The 18598-nt window shown below is 51.6% G+C and carries 28 protein-coding genes and 1 other RNA gene; 28 read left to right on the top strand and 1 reads right to left on the bottom strand.

Annotated features, from left to right (window positions below):
* Positions 1 to 17 precede the first annotated feature (17 nt).
* The 13 genes from NNL38_RS16575 to NNL38_RS16520 all read left to right on the top strand — a co-directional run bounded on the left by NNL38_RS16575 (position 18) and on the right by NNL38_RS16520 (position 5487).
* Positions 18 to 725 (top strand): AAA family ATPase, encoded by a 708-nt coding sequence (locus tag NNL38_RS16575; RefSeq protein ID WP_255391538.1) that lies wholly within the window; start codon positions 18 to 20, stop codon positions 723 to 725.
* A gap of 4 nt (positions 726 to 729) precedes the next feature.
* The gene (locus NNL38_RS16570; RefSeq protein WP_255391537.1) at positions 730 to 1254 is read left to right on the top strand and encodes a hypothetical protein; all 525 of its coding nucleotides are present in this window, start codon (positions 730 to 732) and stop codon (positions 1252 to 1254) included.
* The gene (locus tag NNL38_RS16565) at positions 1251 to 1778 is read left to right on the top strand and encodes a hypothetical protein (protein WP_255391536.1); all 528 of its coding nucleotides are present in this window, start codon (positions 1251 to 1253) and stop codon (positions 1776 to 1778) included. The genes NNL38_RS16570 and NNL38_RS16565 overlap by 4 nt, the downstream gene beginning before the upstream one ends.
* Positions 1775 to 2011 carry a Kil protein family gene (locus tag NNL38_RS24870; protein ID WP_500797083.1) on the top strand — a complete coding sequence of 79 codons (237 nt, stop codon included), beginning with the start codon at positions 1775 to 1777 and terminating at the stop codon, positions 2009 to 2011. Before NNL38_RS16565 ends, NNL38_RS24870 begins: the two co-directional genes overlap by 4 nt.
* Positions 2012 to 2013: 2 nt before the next feature.
* Positions 2014 to 2412, top strand: a complete 399-nt coding sequence (locus NNL38_RS16560) for an ArsR/SmtB family transcription factor (protein WP_255391535.1) — start codon at positions 2014 to 2016, stop codon at positions 2410 to 2412.
* A gap of 13 nt (positions 2413 to 2425) precedes the next feature.
* Positions 2426 to 3055 (top strand): DUF3164 family protein, encoded by a 630-nt coding sequence (locus NNL38_RS16555; RefSeq protein ID WP_255391534.1) that lies wholly within the window; start codon positions 2426 to 2428, stop codon positions 3053 to 3055.
* Positions 3056 to 3064: 9 nt separating this feature from the next.
* Entirely contained in the window at positions 3065 to 3253 is a 189-nt protein-coding gene (locus tag NNL38_RS16550; RefSeq protein WP_255391533.1) for a hypothetical protein, read from the top strand.
* Positions 3254 to 3324: hammerhead ribozyme type II (locus tag NNL38_RS16545), an RNA gene on the top strand. It abuts the gene before it with no gap.
* A gap of 50 nt (positions 3325 to 3374) precedes the next feature.
* Complete coding sequence (locus NNL38_RS16540) at positions 3375 to 3842, top strand: hypothetical protein (RefSeq protein WP_255391532.1); 468 nt, start codon at positions 3375 to 3377, stop codon at positions 3840 to 3842.
* Positions 3835 to 3987 (top strand): hypothetical protein, encoded by a 153-nt coding sequence (locus NNL38_RS16535; protein ID WP_255391531.1) that lies wholly within the window; start codon positions 3835 to 3837, stop codon positions 3985 to 3987. Before NNL38_RS16540 ends, NNL38_RS16535 begins: the two co-directional genes overlap by 8 nt.
* The gene (locus NNL38_RS16530; RefSeq protein WP_255391530.1) at positions 3980 to 4564 is read left to right on the top strand and encodes a gp16 family protein; all 585 of its coding nucleotides are present in this window, start codon (positions 3980 to 3982) and stop codon (positions 4562 to 4564) included. The genes NNL38_RS16535 and NNL38_RS16530 overlap by 8 nt, the downstream gene beginning before the upstream one ends.
* A 14-nt stretch (positions 4565 to 4578) precedes the next feature.
* Positions 4579 to 4767 (top strand): hypothetical protein, encoded by a 189-nt coding sequence (locus NNL38_RS16525; RefSeq protein ID WP_255391529.1) that lies wholly within the window; start codon positions 4579 to 4581, stop codon positions 4765 to 4767.
* A gap of 309 nt (positions 4768 to 5076) precedes the next feature.
* Entirely contained in the window at positions 5077 to 5487 is a 411-nt protein-coding gene (locus NNL38_RS16520; protein WP_255391528.1) for a Mor transcription activator family protein, read from the top strand.
* 140 nt (positions 5488 to 5627) lie between these two features.
* On the opposite strand, the gene NNL38_RS16515 is transcribed toward NNL38_RS16520, so the two are convergent.
* Positions 5628 to 5981, bottom strand: coding sequence for a hypothetical protein (locus tag NNL38_RS16515; RefSeq protein ID WP_255391527.1), 354 nt, complete (start codon positions 5979 to 5981; stop codon positions 5628 to 5630).
* Positions 5982 to 6250: 269 nt separating this feature from the next.
* Here NNL38_RS16515 and NNL38_RS16510 point away from each other — a divergent pair.
* The 15 genes from NNL38_RS16510 to NNL38_RS16440 all read left to right on the top strand — a co-directional run bounded on the left by NNL38_RS16510 (position 6251) and on the right by NNL38_RS16440 (position 18596).
* Positions 6251 to 7818, top strand: a protein-coding gene (locus NNL38_RS16510; protein WP_255387610.1) for an IS3 family transposase whose coding sequence is annotated in 2 segments (ribosomal slippage) — positions 6251 to 6704 and positions 6704 to 7818 — 1569 coding nt in all. Because the reading frame shifts where the segments join, the coding sequence is not laid out codon by codon here.
* 323 nt (positions 7819 to 8141) lie between these two features.
* On the top strand, positions 8142 to 8564 hold the full coding sequence (locus NNL38_RS16505) for a DUF5675 family protein (protein ID WP_255391526.1): 423 nt from the start codon (positions 8142 to 8144) through the stop codon (positions 8562 to 8564).
* Positions 8565 to 8609: 45 nt separating this feature from the next.
* A complete protein-coding gene (locus NNL38_RS16500) occupies positions 8610 to 9158 on the top strand; it encodes a hypothetical protein (RefSeq protein WP_255391525.1) in 549 nt (182 codons plus the stop codon).
* Between the two features lie 8 nt (positions 9159 to 9166).
* Positions 9167 to 9397 (top strand): TraR/DksA C4-type zinc finger protein, encoded by a 231-nt coding sequence (locus NNL38_RS16495; protein ID WP_255391524.1) that lies wholly within the window; start codon positions 9167 to 9169, stop codon positions 9395 to 9397.
* Positions 9381 to 9695, top strand: coding sequence for a DUF2730 family protein (locus NNL38_RS16490; protein WP_255391523.1), 315 nt, complete (start codon positions 9381 to 9383; stop codon positions 9693 to 9695). The genes NNL38_RS16495 and NNL38_RS16490 overlap by 17 nt, the downstream gene beginning before the upstream one ends.
* A complete protein-coding gene (locus NNL38_RS16485) occupies positions 9695 to 9991 on the top strand; it encodes a VpaChn25_0724 family phage protein (RefSeq protein ID WP_255391522.1) in 297 nt (98 codons plus the stop codon). Before NNL38_RS16490 ends, NNL38_RS16485 begins: the two co-directional genes overlap by 1 nt.
* Before the next feature lie 104 nt (positions 9992 to 10095).
* Positions 10096 to 10677 carry a DUF3486 family protein gene (locus NNL38_RS16480; protein WP_255391521.1) on the top strand — a complete coding sequence of 194 codons (582 nt, stop codon included), beginning with the start codon at positions 10096 to 10098 and terminating at the stop codon, positions 10675 to 10677.
* Positions 10677 to 12242, top strand: coding sequence for a terminase large subunit domain-containing protein (locus NNL38_RS16475; protein WP_255391520.1), 1566 nt, complete (start codon positions 10677 to 10679; stop codon positions 12240 to 12242). Before NNL38_RS16480 ends, NNL38_RS16475 begins: the two co-directional genes overlap by 1 nt.
* 12 nt (positions 12243 to 12254) lie before the next feature.
* Positions 12255 to 13826, top strand: a complete 1572-nt coding sequence (locus NNL38_RS16470) for a DUF935 domain-containing protein (RefSeq protein WP_255391519.1) — start codon at positions 12255 to 12257, stop codon at positions 13824 to 13826.
* Complete coding sequence (locus tag NNL38_RS16465) at positions 13826 to 15256, top strand: phage minor head protein (RefSeq protein ID WP_255391518.1); 1431 nt, start codon at positions 13826 to 13828, stop codon at positions 15254 to 15256. Before NNL38_RS16470 ends, NNL38_RS16465 begins: the two co-directional genes overlap by 1 nt.
* 8 nt (positions 15257 to 15264) lie before the next feature.
* On the top strand, positions 15265 to 15492 hold the full coding sequence (locus NNL38_RS16460) for a hypothetical protein (protein WP_255391517.1): 228 nt from the start codon (positions 15265 to 15267) through the stop codon (positions 15490 to 15492).
* Between the two features lie 4 nt (positions 15493 to 15496).
* Positions 15497 to 15688, top strand: coding sequence for a hypothetical protein (locus NNL38_RS16455; RefSeq protein ID WP_255391516.1), 192 nt, complete (start codon positions 15497 to 15499; stop codon positions 15686 to 15688).
* Positions 15688 to 16146: a phage virion morphogenesis protein gene (locus tag NNL38_RS16450; RefSeq protein WP_255391514.1), complete on the top strand. Its 459-nt coding sequence runs from the start codon at positions 15688 to 15690 to the stop codon at positions 16144 to 16146. Before NNL38_RS16455 ends, NNL38_RS16450 begins: the two co-directional genes overlap by 1 nt.
* A gap of 203 nt (positions 16147 to 16349) precedes the next feature.
* Positions 16350 to 17372 (top strand): hypothetical protein, encoded by a 1023-nt coding sequence (locus NNL38_RS16445; RefSeq protein ID WP_255391513.1) that lies wholly within the window; start codon positions 16350 to 16352, stop codon positions 17370 to 17372.
* A gap of 60 nt (positions 17373 to 17432) precedes the next feature.
* On the top strand, positions 17433 to 18596 hold the full coding sequence (locus tag NNL38_RS16440) for a phage protease (RefSeq protein ID WP_255391512.1): 1164 nt from the start codon (positions 17433 to 17435) through the stop codon (positions 18594 to 18596).
* The last annotated feature ends 2 nt before the right edge of the window (positions 18597 to 18598 follow it).

The following is an 18598-nucleotide window of genomic DNA, read 5'->3' as shown; positions in this document are numbered from 1 at the left end:
CCGTAAGGAGTCTAGCAATGAAATCAGTAGTTGCACCAGTTAAAAATGTAGCTGCAACGCAAATCGCATTTGAAACCCTGTTACAACGTTCCATGGGGGTTCCGGGCATTGGTCTAATTCATGGCCCAACAGGTACGGGAAAAACAACAGCGACGACGTATTTATATAACCAAGTAAACGGCGTTTATGTCAGTGCCAGGGCTCATGACACGACAATCAGTTTAACAAGCCGGATTGTGGAGGAGCTTGGAGCTCCACCAATGTACCGGATTAGCAAATGTGTCGATTACATTATCGAGCAGATGAGCATGTTTGAGCGTCCCTTATTCATTGATGAGGCGGACTATCTGATGAATGACACTCGTATGTTGGAAACAGTACGGGACATTTATGATGGTACTGAGATCCCCATTATCTTGATTGGGATGGACCAAATTGCTCGACGGATTAGCACCAGAAAGCAGTTTTATAACCGTATCTCGGAGTGGGTTGAGTTTAGGCCAGCAGACCTCGAAGATGTCGTTACTATGGCTGATTACCTGCTAGATGACGGTATTAAGGTTGATGAGGAGCTATTAGATAATTTGCGTATGAGCTCTTCAGGTGAATTACGCCGAATTACAATTGGCTTAAGCAAGATTGAATCACTCGCTTTAGCTAACGACTTGGAAATTGTCACGCTTGATGACTGGGGTGACCAGCCTTTCCATGGTTTACGGGGTTAGCTGAATGACTAAGCGTGAACTGGGATGGTTATTTATATGTCAGTTTGGTAGAGAAGGATTCACCGGAAACCAGTTGATGGCAGCTACTGAGATGAATAGCACTTCAGCTCGTGAGTTTATGAGGTTTCTCATCAAGCATAACCGGATAAAAAAGGTCATGGAAAGTGATGACATTGTTTCTCATGTGTTCATTTTAGCTGACGATTCGCCATTACCTCAGCGAAAGAAGGTCATGAAGACCAAGAAATTTGAAAGGCCAGGTGTTCACCAACGCTTATGGAATACGTGCAGAATCATGAAGGTATTTAACCTATTTGATTTGCAGTCCACAGCATCCGCAGGACGCACTACAGCAGAGCATTTTCTTCGTTATCTGGTTCGAGCTCGAATTGTTAGGAAGCTGAATAATCCTGATGTAGATACCTATCGATTGAACATCGACTTGGGGCCAAAGTGCCCCGAGGTTTTGGAAGATGGCGTGCATTGTCCAAATCGGGAGCAGTTCTTCCCCTTTAAGGAGGAATCATGAGAAATGATGATTGGTTGACGGTTCTACAGGAGGAAGTTGATAAGCCAGGGAAGTCACAGAACAAAGTCGCGAAGGAGCTTGGAATTAGCCCATCCAAGTTAAGTCAAACATTGCGTGGTGTTTACCCAGGATCGACCGAAGATATTCGGTTGAAAGTCGAAGGTAAATATATGTCACGAACGGTGGCTTGTCCTGTGAAAGGTGAAATTCCAATTGATGAATGTTCTGAGAATCAGCAACGGCCATTTTCGTCTGCAAATAGAGAAAGAGTTCGTCTTTATAAGGCATGCCGCTCAGGATGTCCTTACTCATCCCTTGATGCGACAGCTAAAGGTAAACCAATTGAAGTAAGAACAACGACAGATGAAGTGTACCGGTTAGATGATCAACTGGCCTATTTACGTAGAACTGCTAAAGGGGATTCATTAAGGCTAAATGAACTGCTGGAAGCCGAACTTTCCAAATTAGCAACAAGGTATAACCAGCTGCTCTGGAGCAAGAAATATTCAAGGAGTGAACAATGATAAAAGGAAATGTTACTTCCCGAAACGCTCTGATTGAAAATGTTGTTCGCCGTTTAACAAAAAATGGCTATCAAGTTTTATCCACTCGGGTTGGGAACATGCGACCCGTAATTGAAATCGAGCGTCCGCAGAGCCTGTGTCCGGGATTCACGATCACGACCAGTGGCTGCCAGGGCCGAAGTCAGTTAAATGTGGCTGCAATGGATGGGTGTTTGATTACCTGGAGGGCGTAGCGATGAGCACTGTTGAAAGAATCGTTTCGGCACTTCGGGAAAAGCCTCTGACACGGCCGGAGCTGTCAAAACATATTGTCGATGTGACGCCCCGGACCTTGCTTTATCACCTCAATCATTTGGAAAAGCATGGTTTTGTTGAAAAGCGAAAAGTTGGTAATCAGCGACATTATCGATATCACCTGGTCAAGAAGGATGGCCTGCTTATTCGGTGCCAGTGTTGCCAGCAGGAACGGCCCAGTTGGGTGGTCGATAACGGACTTTGCCGGTACTGCTCGAATGTACAAGGCACTGGAGAGGCAAATAAGAAAAGGACTTCACCGTTAGCCAAAGAAGATGCCTGTTCAATTGCCTATCAACGTTTATTACGCGGTCAAAAAATTGGAATAACAAATTCGTAGTGAAGGAATGGAAATGAATACCCAAGAAACAAAAGCACCTGCTGTACCTGAAGGATATCGACAAAACGCCCTGGGCGATTTGGTGCCGGAAAGTCGTATTAAGCCGATTGATCTGATTCGCGACGAATTGGTGAAAAAGGTTGTGGCCAAGGCCCGGATTGAGCAAACCCGACTCGCTAATTTTAAGTCTGAATCGATGGCAGAGGTTGCCGATTTTATCGACCTGTCAGCGGAAGAGTACGACGTTAAATATGGCGGAGCGAAGGGGAATGTCACCTTGACCAGCTTCGACGGCAAATATCGCCTTGTTCGGGCCAAAGGTGAGCAACGCGTTTTTGATGAGCGGATGCAGGCTGGCAAGGCCAAGCTGGATGAAATCATTAACCGTCGCTCTGAAGGCGCTGATGATTTGATTAAGGCCCTGGTTGAGCGGGCGTTCCGGGTGAACAAACAAGGCCATATTGATGTGAACCAGGTGCTCGGCCTTCGCAATATTAATGAAGATGATCCGGAATGGACGGCTGCTATTGATGCAATGGCTGACTCAATCCAGGTGATTGGCACCAGCTCATACTTGCGTCTGTACGAGCGCACGGAGAATGGCTCGTACAAACAGATCCCGCTTGATATCAGCAAGCTGTAAGGGGGCGTGATGGGAAATATGAATCACTTGAATATGCCGTTCGTCGCGCCTCATACACGCCTGGCGGTGCTCACCGAGCTGGAGAAGGCGCAGCAGCTGGAAGAGATTAACGCTGAGGTTGTGGGTAAATCCTACGCCGAGGGCGTCAGCGATGCCCTGCTGTGGGTGATGGGTAAGATTCCGGCCCCGAGCGAGTAAGTGCGAAATGCCGTCCCCTCGGGGGCGGTATCTATCCAGTGTGGCGGCTGGGTACTGATGAGCAGCCAAACCTAATTTAAATAGCATTTAAACGTTGATGCACGCGCCAGCGTGGGGATTCGTGCAACCTGAATTTGGGGTTTATATGGGATCAACAATTACGAAAGAACAATGGAAAGAGATCGAGAAGGAAATCGAAGGGTTCTTCTGCAATGTCGCTTTCTCCCTTGATGGCTATGAGGTTACAGTGACTCGCGCCCGTAAGGCAGAAGGTCGAGTGGTCTTAGCCGTTTATATTGACGACCTGATCAAAGGCGAATGGCTACTTGACGATTGCCAGGATAAACCGAGCATCCTGAGCAAGGTATGGAAATCGCGTAGTAAGTCCCTTTATTCACCCGCAAAACTCAAGAAATTAGAAAGGAAGTTTGGAAAGAGAAGGGTGAAAGAGATTTATCCAGATGCGCATGAAAGGCTTCACTGGCTGGAGCCGTACTTTCCCAAAGCATCAGTGCTTTGTCGCCAGTTTAAAACCATCGAAGGACTCGTTCTGGTCAAAGCCCGCTGTATGGAGGCAAACCATGGATAACGATCTGATAGAGCACCTGATGTCCGTGGTTAAAATGGACCGGGGAGCGGCTGAAGCCTGGGCGGATGACCACTGCGAAGGCTGGCGAACTGAACCGAGAAATGAGCCAGTGCGCTGTCTGTCAGAGGGGGCTGGTGATGAATAATCGAAATCGACTCATCCAGTTAATCCATGTCGGTAAGCGTGAGCTGGCCCTGGATGATGATACCTATCGCGCTTTGTTGTTTGCCAATGGGGAGCACTCCAGTTGCAGCAAAATGAACATCAAACAGCTGGAAAACGTGCTAGCCGTGATGGAAATGCAGGGGTTTAAACGCAAGGGAAACGACGCTCAATCAACGTTTAAACGCCGTTTAAGTCCGAAGTCCGGCAAGGCCAAGCATGCCGAAATCGACAAAATCCGGGCGGTTTGGATCACAATGCATCAGCACGGCATCGTGCGCGATCGCTCGGAGGCTGCCCTGGATGCCTATGTTCGGCGTATGACAGGTCGAGGGAACCAGAAGGCCGTGGATCATGTTGGCTGGCTGGATGCAAACCAGGCGTACACAGTGCTGGAAGCCTTGAAGAACTGGCACCGGCGCGAAGTGGTGGAAGAAATGCGTGAGAAGGGCTGGCCCGTGCCAATGAACAAGGCTGGTACGCATCCTGCTGGGTATGACGCTGTGATAGGTGAATATGAGTTGATGTTGAAGAAACAAGATGTTCCGACAAGCAGTTAGAAGGAAATTTCGAGATGGATAAAGACCAATTGTTAGACGCAGTGCTCAAAGCTTTTGATGAGCAAATTCAAGTCGAAAAGGGGGAACGTTCACGGTCAAAAGAAGGGACACCAGAATTTCATTATGGTGATGGCCGGGTAGATGGTGTTGATACGGGGCGGGCCATCGTTGAACAGGTGTTTCTTGCTGAGTCCAAGGATTGATTTTATAACATTTTTTTGTTGTTTCGCACGAGCTGTTACCACCTCTAAGATTGACTTTCGACTTATGATGATAGGAGTGGAAGTTGATTGAGCTATTGAAATTACTGATTGAAGCGAGAACGGAAAATTTAGCTTTAGTAGCGGTGATATTAGCCCTTCTGGCCCTTTTAATGGTGCTTCAGTGGTACGTGTGAGGTAAATGAATAGCCGCCTTCGGGCGGTTTTTTTATGCGCTAGCGGAAGTTTTGTATTGCCCTGGTGATCTTCCCCTTGTTCAATAGTGTGATCGGCAATCAATGGGGGTAGGGTATGTCACAGCAACAGGAGATTTTCCAAACCGAGGCTTCAGAGTTTGAGGCATTGATTAATAATGTTTCTGAATTGGCAGATGAAAACGTCCGCCAACGCTGGCCATCGACGTTGCAATCACTCAGTGAAGTTCTGAACAATGAACTCAACCGCGCCAATGTGAAAGACCCGGAACTGGCCGATAAGCTAACCATCGCCCTGGGCCACTACTTCGGTGGCCGTGACATCTACATTCCCACCGGCACAAAGCTGAAATCGGCATTGCGAAACATCGCAATCTGGCGTGAGTACAATGGCCGCAACATTGAGCAGCTCGCCAGCCACTATAAGCTGACCGAACGGCAGATCACCGAAATCCTCAGAGAGCAGCGCCAGGCGGAAGTGAAGCGCAGACAGCGGGAGCTGTTTTAAAATGTGGTGAAGAACTTTCCATGAAAGTTTTTTCATCCAAAGAAAAGCCCATACAGGGATGGGCTTGGATCGCTTTATGTGTGCTATGGGAAATGGGTATCTAAAGACCGTTCGGCTAACGCAAAGCTGGGCGTAAGACTTCACATAATACGAGCGAGCAATGCCTTTAGCTTTTCTACGTCATTTTCGTAATTTTTCTGCCAGCCATCTGTTAGTGATTTATGTAAGATTAAGTCAAGGTATACATCAAAGTTAATAAGTATACTGTGGATTCGATATAAATTTTGTATTTGAGTATCAAATGCCTGTTGTAAATCAACTTCTTTGATTTTGTTGATTACGTCTGTTGCGTTTGGCTCTAACTTGGCAAACTTTGGCAGTTTTTCTGATAGCTTATCCAATCGATTTTGGATGCTTGAAACGCTTAACTCCTCAAGCATTTCCGGTGTGATTTCCGAATCAATTCTTACTTCTTCCCACAGAGTTATTTTCAACTTTATCTCCTTAAATTTATTCGTTTATGAAAGACTTTAAGCTCGAATTTGACAGCTATGTGCTGAGTATGGCGATTAGATAATAATGAGCTGCCAACCAAATACACTCAAGTGCACGTTCAAAATACAACATTACTCACTGTTATGCATAAAAACAGGGATCTGCCTCATAGTATTGTGTGTTATGCCTCATGCCCCCGGTGTCAGGATAGATGTCCAGATCTTAAATCGCCCAAAAATCCAGCAATGGAGGGCTAACGAAGGATACTATGCCAAGATATTCCGAAGAGAGAAAAGCCGCCATTTTAAAGAAGCTACTGCCACCGCATAACAAGACCATTCCGGAAGTCGCCGCGGAAGAACACATCAGCGAAGCAACGTTGTACAATTGGCGCAGTAAACTCCGTTCCGAAGGTAAACCTGTGCCAGGTAGTGAAAAAAACTCTGAACAATGGTCGGCAGAAGCCAAGTTCGCCACCGTCATCGAAACCGCCAGTCTGTCAGAAACAGAACTTAGTCAATATTGCCGTGAAAAAGGCCTGTATCCCGAGCAAGTTAAAGCATGGAAACTCGCTTGTATCAGTGGCGCAGCTCAAGCTGAACAGTCCAAGAAAACTGAGCAGACTGAACGTAAAGCGGATAAAAAGCGCATCCGCAAACTGGAAACAGAACTGCGCCGCAAAGACAAAGCACTTGCTGAAACGGCTGCGCTGCTGGTGCTGTCAAAAAAGCTCAACGTCTTGTACGGAGTCGAGGGCGAGGACGACTAACCCCTCTCGATGAGCGCCAGACGTTACTGCAGCTATTCGATGAAGCTGTCGCTAATGGCGCGCCTCAGTACAAGACAGCTGAACTTATACAAGTGCCTGAACGAACCTTGCGTCGCTGGCGTACGTCAAACGGTCATGTATTGGCTGATCTTCGCCCTCTGGCTATCCGACCGGAGCCGAAGAATAAATTGTCAAAGCAAGAGCGCCAGCACATTCTGGACGTCTGCAATGACGCTGAATATGCCAGTTTACCACCCAGCCAAATCGTGCCGCGACTGGCTGATAAGGGAGACTATATTGCTAGTGAATCAACCATATATCGTGTACTGAAAGCCAATGATCAATTACACCACCGAGGACGGGCAAAACCACACAAGCCCGCCACGGAGCCAGTCTCTCATGTAGCGACGAAGCCCAATGAGATCTGGACTTGGGATATTAGTTACCTGCCATCGAATGTCCGCGGCCTGTACTGGTATCTCTATATGGTCATTGACATTTACAGTCGCAAGATCGTTGGCTGGGAAGTCCATGACCGTGAATGTGGTGCGCTAGCTTCTCAGTTGATTGAGCGCGCGACATTCAGTGAACGCTGCTTTGTAAAACCGCGTTATCTGCACTCAGACAACGGAGCGCCAATGAAGTCACTGACCTTGCGCGCAAAGTTAGACGAAATGGGCATCAGTACATCGTTTAACCGTCCCGGCGTCAGCAATGACAACGCTTACTCAGAGTCATTGTTCCGTACCACTAAGTACCGCCCGGATTATCCAGCGCATGGTTTCAAGGATCTGGCAGCAACACGTGAATGGATGCTGAACTTTGTAAACTGGTACAACAACGAGCACCGCCACAGTGCGATTAAGTTCGTGACGCCCGCGGAGAGGCACCGCAACCTGGATGCCAAGGTGTTGGCGAAGCGACATACTGTTTATCAGTTGGCAAAAGCCAAACACCCTGAGCGTTGGGCTAAGGATACTCGAGACTGGTCACCGATCGGCGCGGTAACACTAAACCCTGAAAGGGCAGATAACAACCAACAAGGCGGTCAAAAAAGAGCCGCTTAATTAGAGAATCTGGTCAACTACCTTGAAATCTACCGCATGTGTTCGTCTGGTTAGAAACTTCACATTGAGGTCCATCAAATGAGAGATTATTGGTTTAGCGTGGTCCTGATAGCAACATCTGCATATTACAACTAATTTGTTACCAAGAGCTCTTGGTTAGCATACAGCCCGCTTGTCGGGCTTTATTTTTGCCTCAGAGTTGCCATAATTCCCTTGCGGAAATGTCTTCGTCAACAGGAAGTTTTTCCGGAAATCTCTCCGATCCACCCCCGACCAGCACCGCCATAACATCATCGTAATCCAACCAGATTACGGGGATGCACATGGACAAGCTCATACTCAAACGTCGCCTTTTCGAGCACGGCACGTTTTCTACCTTACATACCCAGGACGGCCAGCAGTTGTGCTGCATGGTTGAATGTCCCTGGCAGAACAACCAGCCGAATATCTCCTGTGTGCCGCCTGGCACTTATCAGTTCATCCCGCACCAAAGTCCGAGCAAGGGCACTTGCTATGCCCTGGAAGCGCAAACCCTGGGCGTTACCCGCTTCGGGCCGAGCACCCGCACCCATTGCCTGATGCATATCGCCAACCGGGCCAGTGAGCTGAAAGGCTGCATGGCACCGGGAACACACTTCGGGATCTGGAAAGGCGAATGGGCCGTGATGAATTCGGAAAGTGCGTTCAATGGACTGATGACGTTTCTGGGAGGTAAGAAATGGCTGCTGGAAATTGTCAACGCGTAGTCATGTCTGCACTCGGATTCACTTAATTTTAGGAGTACCGCATTAATGGACCCACTTACCATCGTCGGCTTGGCATCGACCCTACTCAAAGCTGGGCCAACCCTGATTAAAACGGTTGGCGGGCTGTTTGGGGAGGAAAGCAGCCAGACAGCCATTAAGGTTGCCGATACGGTCGAGCAAGTCACCGGGGCGTTTCAGTCATCGGAATCGCGCCAGGCCAAAGTCGAGCAGCTGCTTTCAGCCTTGCCGCCGGAAGAACTGACCCGACTGGAGAAAATTCAGGTCGAGCTGGCACAAATTGATGCCGAGCGAGAGGCCCGGCAGCTTGAACACGTTGAAAAAATCTTTGATACCGGCCAGCAGACGATCCGGCAAGGGGATGCTTCTGCAAATCCCAAAGTGGCCGAATGCCGCCCGAACATCGCCTACATCAGTGCGGTTGCCAGTGCAGTCTATGTGATCGGGATGTCCCTGGCCGGAGCCTTTGGCCATGGCCCCGGACCTGACTTTGCCGTCGCCGGTTTTTTGATCTCACCAGCGGGCGCCTACATGGGGCTGCGCCATCGTGAGAAAGGCCAGGGAACGGCTACGTAAGGAGCACTATGTCAGATGCTGTAGACAGGGCGGCCATCGAAACGGAAGCCTGGCTTGCCGAATGTATTTACCGGCAGCGGAAGCCGGTAGAGATACCGGATGAAGATGAAGGCGGGCGCTATTGCCTGAGCTGCGGGATCACCATTGACCCGCGCCGGGTGGAGAAAGCCCCTGAAGCGGTGCGTTGCGTGTCGTGTGAATCCATAAGAGAAGAGAAAAACCATGGGCGACGTGGGTGAGTTAATTAGAAATTATTGGCCATTGGTCGCCGGAGTAGGCTCATTGGCTGGCATCGGCACGTTTGCCTGGCTGTCGAACCGCTTTGTCACCAAGGCAGAGCACCGGAAACTGGAAGAACGTATGGCGGCTGCGGAAAAGGCGATTGCTTCTGTGCCGTCTTCAGATGACTGGCATGAAATGGACAAGCGCCTGGTACAGGTGGCCACGCAGAATGAATCGATCATGGTCTCGCTTAAAGGTATCGAGAACCGCCTGGCCATGCTGTACGAAAACGAATTGAGACAGGAGCAAAAGTAATGGCGTTATCAGAAATTCAGTCTGAGCATCAGCGCTTGGTGATCTTGCGGTGCTTGGCAGAGGTTCCCGGATTCCAGTTAAACGAATCCATTTTGCACGATAGCCTGAACCGTGCCGGAGTCCCGACCAGTCGTGATGCGGTAAAGATGCAGCTGGAATGGCTGCGTGAAATGGGGCTTGTGAAAATTACTCAGATGGCTTCGTTCTATGTCGCCGAGCTAACGGGGCGTGGGGCCGATGTTGTCAGCGGTGTTGCTCGTGTACCAGGTATTAAAGTGCCGCGTCCGGGAGGCTGACATGACGATTGAATACCTATTCCTTGCAGTGTGGTTTGGCATTGATGTTACCAGTTCGCTGGCCGTGCTGTGGTTGTTGCTCTGTTTGAGTACCAGGGGGGACGATGACTGATAAAACCGATAGGCCGACCCGTGGCCGCCGCAGCAAAATCGACCTGTTGCCGGATGAGGTGAAGCGGCTGCTTGATGAGCTGCTGCGAGATGCCCGTTACTCCCAGCAAGAGGTGTTGGATGCGGTGCATGATCATATTGACCAGCTCGGCCTGCCCGAAGATATCAAGCCTTCCCGCAGTGGCCTCAACCGCTACGCCTCCCGGATGGAAGCCATCGGCAAGGATTTGCGAGATGTGCGGGAGGTCTCCCAGGCGTTGGTTGGCCAGCTCGGCGATAAGCCGACCGGCGAAGTGTCCCGCTTGATTTTGGAAATCGGAAGAACCCAGCTGTTCAAGGCGATGATGAATGCCAATGAAAAAGAGGGCGATGTCGATATCGGTATGATCAAAGACGCCATGCTGGCAGCGCAGCGCCTGGAGAGTGCCGCAATGCAAAGCCATAAGCGGGAGAAGGAGATCCGCAAAGCGTTTGCGGATGAAGCGGCAGCAGCTGCCGAAGCTGTGGCCAAGAAAGCCGGGATGACTGCAGAGACGGTGTCCAGCATCAAGAAAGAAATTCTGGGGATTGCCTGATGTCTGAAGCCGTCCGCCCTGAACTCAACCAAATCACAGCCTCAGCCATTCAGGCGTTTGATCCCGATGAGTTGCTGCTGGGTTACCAGAAGCGCTGGATTGAAGATGATTCGGTGCTCAAGATTGCCGAGAAATCCCGCCGGACCGGCCTGACCTTCGCCGAGGCGGCGGATTCAGCGCTGACCGCTGGCACCGCTAAAGGGGAAGGCGGTAGCAATGTCTTCTATGTCGGCTCGAACAAAGAGATGGCGCGGGAATTCATTGACGCCGTGGCCATGTGGGCCAAGGCGTTTGATAAAGTCGCCAGCGAAGTTCAGGAAGAAGTGCTGACCGATGAGGACAAGGACATCCTGACCTTTGTGGTGTACTTCGATTCCGGCTTTAAGGTCCAGGCACTCAGCTCCAACCCGTCCAACCTCCGGGGGATGCAGGGCACCGTGATCATCGATGAGGCCGCGTTCCATGATCGCCTGGCCGAGGTATTGAAAGCCGCCCTGGCGCTGACCATGTGGGGCGCGAAGGTGCGTTTAATCAGCACCCACAACGGTGTCAACAACCTGTTTAACCAGTTGATCCAGGACAGCCGGGCCGGGAAGAAACGCTACAGCGTTCACACCATCACTCTGGATGATGCCTGTGCGGAAGGTCTGTATCAGCGGATTTGCCAGGTCCAGAAGGTCGCCTGGTCCCAGGAGAAAGAGGACGAGTGGAAAGCAAACCTGCTCAAGGATACCGCCACCGAAGATGATGCTCTGGAAGAGTATTACTGCGTTCCCAAGGCATCGAGCGGCCAGTATGTACCTTCGGTACTGATTGATGCGGCGATGAAGCCCGGTATTCCCATTCTGACCATTGAAGCGCCGAAGGGCTTTATGGAATGGACTGATGGCCAGCGCAAGGCCCATGTGGATGATTGGTGTAAACGTGTCTTAAAGCCGGAGCTGGATAAGCTCAACCCCGGCCACTCCCACTCGTTCGGCGAAGACTTTGCCCGTAAGGGGGATTTGTCGATCTTCGTCCCTTTGGGGATCCGTAAGGACCTGAGCAAGTACGTACCGTTTGTGGTTGAACTGCGCAACATGACCTATGACGCCCAGCGTCAGATCCTGCATTACCTGCTTGAAGCTTTGCACCGCAAGCGTGGGATGGCGTTTGACGCCACCGGGAACGGCGGCTACCTGGCTGAGTCGGCAGCGCTGAAGTACGGCACCGAGATGGTGGACCAGGTTGCACTCAATGACCCCTGGTATCGCGAATGGATGCCGAAGCTCAAGGCCGAATTTGAAGATCAGAACCTCGATATCCCCCGTCATGAAGACATCAAGGATGACCTGAGCCAAATTCAGGTGATCAATGGCGTCCCGAAAATCGACAAGGGGAAGAATAAGGGCCAGGACGGGAAGCAACGTCACGGCGACTTTGCCATCGGCCTGGCGATGGCGATTCGCGCCAGCTGGATGGATGGGGCAGCGATTGAGTTCACGCCGCTGCCGTCGAAGCAAGAGCTGGATGAAGATGATGATTTATATGCAGCCTACCACGCATTTGACCAGGGCTGTTATTAGGGAGTAGGGCACGTGGCGACATCAGCAATTGTAGATTTATGGGGCCGCCCGATTGAGCGGGGAGAGCTGAACGAGCAGCAGACAGAAACGGATGCCAAGCTGCATCAATTGAAGCGGCATTTTGCCGAGCATCCATCTTCGGGCCTGACACCGCAAAAGCTGGCGGGGATCATGAAGCGGGCCGAGGAGGGCGACCTGATTGCCCAGTGCGAGCTGGCTGAGGATATGGAAGAGAAGGACGCCCATATCCAGAGTGAGCTGAGCAAGCGCAAGATGGCGATGCTGGGGGTGGACTGGAACATCAAACCGCCGCGCAATGCCAGCAAGGCCGAGAAGTATGATGCCGATATGCTCCAGGAAGTGCTGGAGGATGCTACCTGGCTCGAAGATGCGTTTTTTGATATGGCCGATGCAACACTGAAGACGTTCTCTAACCTGGAGCTGCGCTGGGATGTGGTGGAAGGCATGCAGCTAGTGTCCGGTTATGACCATCGGGACCCGTCCTGGTTCCAGACGCACCCGGATGATCGCAACCTGCTTCGTCTGCGAGACGGCAGCTATGAAGGCGCAGAGTTGACACCGTTCGGCTGGATATCCCATACAGCCCAAGCGAAAACAGGCTATCTGTCGCGCCGCGGACTGGTGCGGGTGTTGGCGTGGCCGTTCCTGTTCAAGAACTATAGCGTCCGGGATCTGGCTGAGTTCCTGGAAATCTATGGCTTGCCGATCCGCTTGGGTAAATACCCGGAAGGGGCAACCGAGCGGGAAAAGGCAACGTTGCTGCGCGCAGTGATGTCGATTGGTCATAATGCCGGGGGCATCATCCCGAAAGGGATGGACATTGATTTTCAGTCTGCGGCTGACGGCGCGAGCGATCCGTTCATGGCCATGGTTGGCTGGTGTGAGAAATCCCAGTCGAAAGCCATTCTGGGCGGTACGCTGACAAGCCAGGCCGATGGCAAGACCAGCACCAACGCCTTGGGGAACGTGCATAACGAAGTGCGGGAAGAAATCCGGGACTTCGACTTGAAACGGATTGCCGCCACGCTGACCCGTGATCTGGTGTTCCCGCTTTATGCGCTGAACGGCAAGAGCTATCGCACCCGGCACCGAATCCCCCGTTTTGAGTTTGAGCTGACGGAAGCGGAAGACATCAAAGTGCTGTCATCCGCATTACCTGGTCTGGTGCAGATGGGCATGCAGATCCCGCTGGAATGGGTTCATGAAAAAACGCAGATCCCGATGGCAAAAGATGGGGAAGCGGTTTTGGGCCAGGTGAAGCAACCTGAACCACCCGGCGAAGCAAAGCCGCAAGGCCAGGCAGCCCTGAAAGCGCTAACAGAGCAGAAAGATATCCCGGACCAGCAGTTAGAGCGATTGCAGCTTGAAGCGGGTGGCTTGATGGAAAACATCCTGGAGCCGGTGCGGGAACTCGTCACGCAGGCAACGTCACTGACGCAGCTTCGGGATGACATCTTAAATCTGCAAGGGGTGATCAGTACCGAGCAGCTGGGTGAAGTGATGGCCCAGGCTATGGCCGCTGCGGAGCTGGCTGGCATCACTGATGTTCAGGACGGCAAGTAATGCCGGTGCAATACGGCAGCCTGCCGTTTCAGGAGCAGATCGCCTATTTCCGGCATAAAGCCAATGTGCCGTCGGAGCGCTGGACCGATGTCTGGCAGAACGCGCACGACCGGGGCTTCATGGTTGCCGGGGCGATGAAGACTGATTTACTGGCTGATTTTCGCCAGGCGGTCGATAAAGCCATTGCCGAAGGGAAGTCGTTGGGCTGGTTTAAAGGCCAATTTAACGACATCGTGGCCCGCCATGGTTGGGAACCCTACGCCTCGAAGAGCAGGGGCTCGGCGAACTGGCGGGCCCAGGTGATCTATGAGACCAATATTCGCCAGGCATACACGGCGGGACGTGAGCAGCAAATTGAGCAGGTCAAAAGTCGCCGCCCGTATGGCATCTATAAGCACTCCGGTTCGGAGCATCCCCGCCATGATCATCTGTCCTGGAACAACCTGGTGATCCCGTTGGATGACCCCTGGTGGAAAACGCACACCCCGATTAACGGCTATGGCTGCAAATGCAAGAAGTTCACGGCCAGTGAGCGGGACCTGAAGCGGTTGGGGCTGACGGTGACCGGCGCACCGAAAGTCACCACCTATGAGTGGGTGGATAAGGTCACCGGCGAGGTGCATGATATTCCCAAGGGCATCGATCCTGGTTTTGACTACACCCCAAGGAGTAGCGCAGAGCTGACCGAGCAGACCCGGCAAGTGCTGGCGAAGAAGCCGCCGCTGGAAGAACGCCTGGCCCCGCGTGTGGTGGATCATGCGTTCTCGACGGTGAAAGGTGTTGGCGCTGAAGGGTTGAGTACGCTGCTGGCCGGGCTGGCAACGCCGCAAGTGGCCGCATTTGAGCAGGTCCTGAAATCGCACGATTTGAAAACTTTGTTCCTCAAAGCGGGTGAGATGACCGGCAATAAGAAGGGACAGGCCATTGCTGAGGATGTGGAAGCCTATCTGCAGTCGGGTCTGTCACGTCCGCACTGGAACTACACAGCTCGCCGGGTGAGCCGTACCAATGGTTTCACCGCCGGGCGCTGGAACCATGTGGTGGTGAAGGCTAAAGCCAGTGACAACCTGGCGAAGGTGGACCCGCTGCTCTTGCAGAGTGCCATCGGGACCGCAATCCAGCAGGGCAAGGCTGACAGGGTGTGGTCCTTTTCGGCTGCAGCAGAAGCCCAGCTGAACTCTTCGGCCAGAGTTGTGACCACCTGGGCACACGAAATGGGCCACCAGGTCTACTATAAAGCGGGGAAGCCGGAGTTGCCGCCCCAGGTCAGAGGGCGGCCATCCCTGACCCGTTACGGTGGCACCAATGACAGCGAATGGTTTGCAGAGCATTTCGCGGCTTGGTTGTTGGCCCCGCAAGCATTAGAGCAAGCGCTACCGGATGCGTTTGTATTTATCTCAGAGGCCGTGAACGCGGCGGCAGCACAATGAGGAAGGCAATGATGGAACAGGTAGATACGAAAGATATCGTTGAAATTTATGCTAATGGACGCTCAAGTTTTTCCACCACGGAGTTTATTCAATGGGTCCAATCCGCACAGGAAATAAAGCTGAGCGTGGCTGGAGCTAATCAACTATTAACGCAAGATGGTTTTATTCGCGTGACTACTGGCGATGATAGCCAAGAAGCTGGCTGGAGAGTACCTGAAGCCGAAGCACAGGAATAACAAGATGGAACGATTGAAGGAAGCGCAAGCCCTGTTTAAACAGCCGTTAACGATTGAAGTCTTGCGCCAGCTCGACCAGTTGGAGAAGCAGGCGCGGGGAGAAGAAGCGGATCGGATTGGTGAGCTGTGGGAGGCGGTGATGGCCGATGCCGAAGATGAATTGCTGAACCAGGCCCGTGAAGAGGGGCTGCTGTAGTGGCTGGCTCTCGCTATACCATCACCCTGGAGGGGCAGGACCTCATCCAGGAGCGGATAAATCAACTGCTGCAGGCTGGGGCCAATTTGCAACCCGCCTTTCAGGATATTGGTGAGATGCTCCTCATTAGCCATGATGAGCGCTGGTCACGTCAGGTGTCACCCGACGGTGAGCCGTGGCAGCCACTGAGCGAAAACTACAAAGTCCGCAAGAAAAAGCACCAGGACTTGATCCTGGTGCTGAACCAGCACTTGAATCGCGAGCTGAACTACCAGGCGACACCGCAGTCATTCGAGTTCGGCACCAACTATGAGTACGGTGCAATTCATCACTTCGGCGGCTCCCCCGAAATGCGCCCGCAAAACGCAGCCATTCCTGCCCGTCCCTGGTTGGGCGTTTCCCAGGATGACATCGAGGAGATTTACGACATCCTCGGTGACTTTCTGATGGGGAACTAGGGCGCTCTCAAATCCATTTTGAGCGGATAACGCTTTACGGGGTACAACGGCACTCCTGCGAAGTAGTTAAACACCGTTAAACGGATTTAAACACTAATTATCTTGTCTTAGAGCAAGGTTCTGATAGAAAATCGAGTTGTAGATTTGAATGGTCCTGTTGATATGCATACTATCTACAAAATTTTGTCTTTGAGAGCAAAGGGATGCCGAAAAACACGCAAGTTGTAATTCAATCAGAAGACCAGGTTTACGAATTGCTGGAGCAGCTGAATAAGGATGTTTTGTCAGGAGATGAATTGTCACTGCAGTTCAGCGGTTGGCCAGTTTTTCAGATGCGCTTAACTGGTGATGAGTACGATTCGACAATTACGCCTTCTTTGATGAAAGGGTTTCTCGAATTACAAACTGCAATATACCGTAGCTATGCAATGGCTCGCTACAATTCTCCCAAGGCGAATAAGTTAAGTCAGCGGGAGCGGGATATGCTGACCATCAGAGTAAAGGTTGAGCCAGGGAGCTCAATTTTTAACATTGACTTTGAAGCTGTGCTGGAAAATTTAGGAAAGGAGTTGGTTGGTAAGATGGACAGTAAAACGATACTGCTAATCACTCTTGGTTTCGCGACATTGTTTTTTGCTGACTCTGGGTACAAGAATTATCTAGATCACAGAGCCCAGGTAAGAACGCAGGAAGTTAAGAGTGAAGAGCAAAAGGCTCTTATTGAGCACCTGAAGTTCGCTCAAGAGCAAGAAACTAAACGAGCTCAAATTATGGCTGATGTTGTGGCAAGTCAACCAAGGCTTCAGACCATTGCGCAGTTTAGTAATAATGCGAAGACTGAGTTGTTTAAACGTTCGGGTGATGCTGAGACCGTTCAGATTCAAGGAGTTGAGCTGGAAGGTGAAGTTGCAACTGAACTTATGAAGAACGCTCGTAGTAAATCAGAAGAGATTCGCTTGGATGGTTTATATCGAATCCTTAATGTTGATTCTTCAAATCCTGATGCCTTTAAGGTGAAGTTGCGTAGCCTTGATTCTGGTGACATTTTCATTGCTGAAGTTCAAGATACAACCATGGATAGGAAGTTTATTGTTGCATTACAGCAAGGAGAGTGGGGGCGTCAAGCTATTCGATTGCAGGTCAATGCTCGTGAACTAAATGGTGATATTAAGCATGCAAAAGTGATTTATGCAGAGGTCCCGACAGTTGAAGACAGCGAAACTTAGTTTAGTTTTCCCGAACCCCTTCCTCCCCACCTAACTCCTTCATAGCGCCATCATGGCGCTATGAAAACATTCAAACCCACTCAAATCGCCCAGGCGGTCTTAACTGCCAACCTAGCCGGAAATATTGCTGTCCTGTCCGCTGACCTGACGCAGGATGACGGTTGGGTCCAGCTGTTACCGGCGGGTAAGTTCAAAGCTCGTGACGGTCGCCCTCATGATACCAAGGATGGCTACTGGCACCTGACTGCTGAAACGGCGGCACAGATGATTGCGGCGACCAAGGCCGCGGCCCCGAAAGTGCTGATCGACTACGAGCATCAGACACTGCACGCCGCTGAGAACGGCAAACCGGCCCCGGCTGCGGGCTGGCTGACGAGTGAAACCGACATTGAATGGCGCGATGGCCAGGGGCTTTATATCAAGCCGGACTGGACCAAGGTTGCCCAGGAGCATATCGACAACGGCGAATATGCATTCCTGTCGGCTGTTTTCCCCTACGACAAACAAGGTCGCCCGCTGCTGCTGCGCATGGCTGCCATCACCAACGATCCCGGCGTAGTCGGTATGGAGTCGGTGGCAGCCCTGTATGCAGAAAAGTCGGCTGACTTCTCGCTTCGATTGAACACCCCAAACGCAGAAATCAATCTCTATGGACAAACGGAGGATCGTTTTGTGAACGAGTTACTCAAGCAAATGCTCGGCAAGCTGGGCATTGAACTGGCCGACGGTGCCGAGCTGACAGAGGCCCAGGGGCAGGCAGCCCTGACAGCCCTCGATGCCCTGCAGACCAAGGCGGATAAAAGCGGCGAACTGGAAACCCAGGTCGCCACGCTGACGGCAGAGAAGGGCCAGGGTACAGACCTGACCAAGTTTGTGCCGGTGGAAACCTATCACGGCCTGGTGACTGAGCTGGCTGTGCTGAAGGCGGGTTCGGATACCACCAGTATCGACAGCCTGATTAAGGGAGCCAGAGAAAAAGGCCAGGTGGTTGAAGCCGAAGTCGAGTACCTGACCCAGTTCGGCCAGCAGCAGGGTGTAGCCGCCCTGTCGGCCATGCTCGAAAAGCGTCCGGCGATTGCGGCGCTGTCGGCGCAGCAAACGACCACCACCCAAACCCCAAACAAGAGTGACCAGGAAAAGGCGCTGACGACCGAGGAGCTGGCGGTGCTGAAAGCCTGCGGCCTCGATAAGACCTCCTTTCTGGCGGCGAAGAAGGAAATTTAACG

The organism is Photobacterium atrarenae (assembly GCF_024380015.1).
In the GTDB taxonomy this organism is placed as follows: Bacteria; Pseudomonadota; Gammaproteobacteria; order Enterobacterales; family Vibrionaceae; genus Photobacterium; species Photobacterium atrarenae.
This window is presented reverse-complemented; position numbering and strand designations above follow the sequence as displayed.

Bases quoted from the DNA above. Each gene is read 5' to 3' on its own strand.
- NNL38_RS16495 (WP_255391524.1), top strand. From the start codon at position 9,167: ATGTCAGATGCTGTAGACAGGGCGGCCATCGAAACGGAAGCCTGGCTT.
- NNL38_RS16535 (WP_255391531.1), top strand. From the start codon at position 3,835: ATGGATAACGATCTGATAGAGCACCTGATGTCCGTGGTTAAAATGGAC.
- NNL38_RS16575 (WP_255391538.1), top strand. From the start codon at position 18: ATGAAATCAGTAGTTGCACCAGTTAAAAATGTAGCTGCAACGCAAATC.
- NNL38_RS16445 (WP_255391513.1), top strand. From the start codon at position 16,350: ATGCCGAAAAACACGCAAGTTGTAATTCAATCAGAAGACCAGGTTTAC.
- NNL38_RS16460 (WP_255391517.1), top strand. From the start codon at position 15,265: ATGATGGAACAGGTAGATACGAAAGATATCGTTGAAATTTATGCTAAT.
- NNL38_RS16500 (WP_255391525.1), top strand. From the start codon at position 8,610: ATGGACCCACTTACCATCGTCGGCTTGGCATCGACCCTACTCAAAGCT.
- NNL38_RS16570 (WP_255391537.1), top strand. From the start codon at position 730: ATGACTAAGCGTGAACTGGGATGGTTATTTATATGTCAGTTTGGTAGA.
- NNL38_RS16490 (WP_255391523.1), top strand. From the start codon at position 9,381: ATGGGCGACGTGGGTGAGTTAATTAGAAATTATTGGCCATTGGTCGCC.
- NNL38_RS16440 (WP_255391512.1), top strand. From the start codon at position 17,433: ATGAAAACATTCAAACCCACTCAAATCGCCCAGGCGGTCTTAACTGCC.
- NNL38_RS16520 (WP_255391528.1), top strand. From the start codon at position 5,077: ATGTCACAGCAACAGGAGATTTTCCAAACCGAGGCTTCAGAGTTTGAG.
- NNL38_RS16550 (WP_255391533.1), top strand. From the start codon at position 3,065: ATGGGAAATATGAATCACTTGAATATGCCGTTCGTCGCGCCTCATACA.
- NNL38_RS16525 (WP_255391529.1), top strand. From the start codon at position 4,579: ATGGATAAAGACCAATTGTTAGACGCAGTGCTCAAAGCTTTTGATGAG.
- NNL38_RS16485 (WP_255391522.1), top strand. From the start codon at position 9,695: ATGGCGTTATCAGAAATTCAGTCTGAGCATCAGCGCTTGGTGATCTTG.
- NNL38_RS16505 (WP_255391526.1), top strand. From the start codon at position 8,142: ATGGACAAGCTCATACTCAAACGTCGCCTTTTCGAGCACGGCACGTTT.
- NNL38_RS16555 (WP_255391534.1), top strand. From the start codon at position 2,426: ATGAATACCCAAGAAACAAAAGCACCTGCTGTACCTGAAGGATATCGA.
- NNL38_RS16530 (WP_255391530.1), top strand. From the start codon at position 3,980: ATGAATAATCGAAATCGACTCATCCAGTTAATCCATGTCGGTAAGCGT.
- NNL38_RS16455 (WP_255391516.1), top strand. From the start codon at position 15,497: ATGGAACGATTGAAGGAAGCGCAAGCCCTGTTTAAACAGCCGTTAACG.
- NNL38_RS16565 (WP_255391536.1), top strand. From the start codon at position 1,251: ATGAGAAATGATGATTGGTTGACGGTTCTACAGGAGGAAGTTGATAAG.
- NNL38_RS16475 (WP_255391520.1), top strand. From the start codon at position 10,677: ATGTCTGAAGCCGTCCGCCCTGAACTCAACCAAATCACAGCCTCAGCC.
- NNL38_RS16465 (WP_255391518.1), top strand. From the start codon at position 13,826: ATGCCGGTGCAATACGGCAGCCTGCCGTTTCAGGAGCAGATCGCCTAT.
- NNL38_RS16480 (WP_255391521.1), top strand. From the start codon at position 10,096: ATGACTGATAAAACCGATAGGCCGACCCGTGGCCGCCGCAGCAAAATC.
- NNL38_RS24870 (WP_500797083.1), top strand. From the start codon at position 1,775: ATGATAAAAGGAAATGTTACTTCCCGAAACGCTCTGATTGAAAATGTT.
- NNL38_RS16560 (WP_255391535.1), top strand. From the start codon at position 2,014: ATGAGCACTGTTGAAAGAATCGTTTCGGCACTTCGGGAAAAGCCTCTG.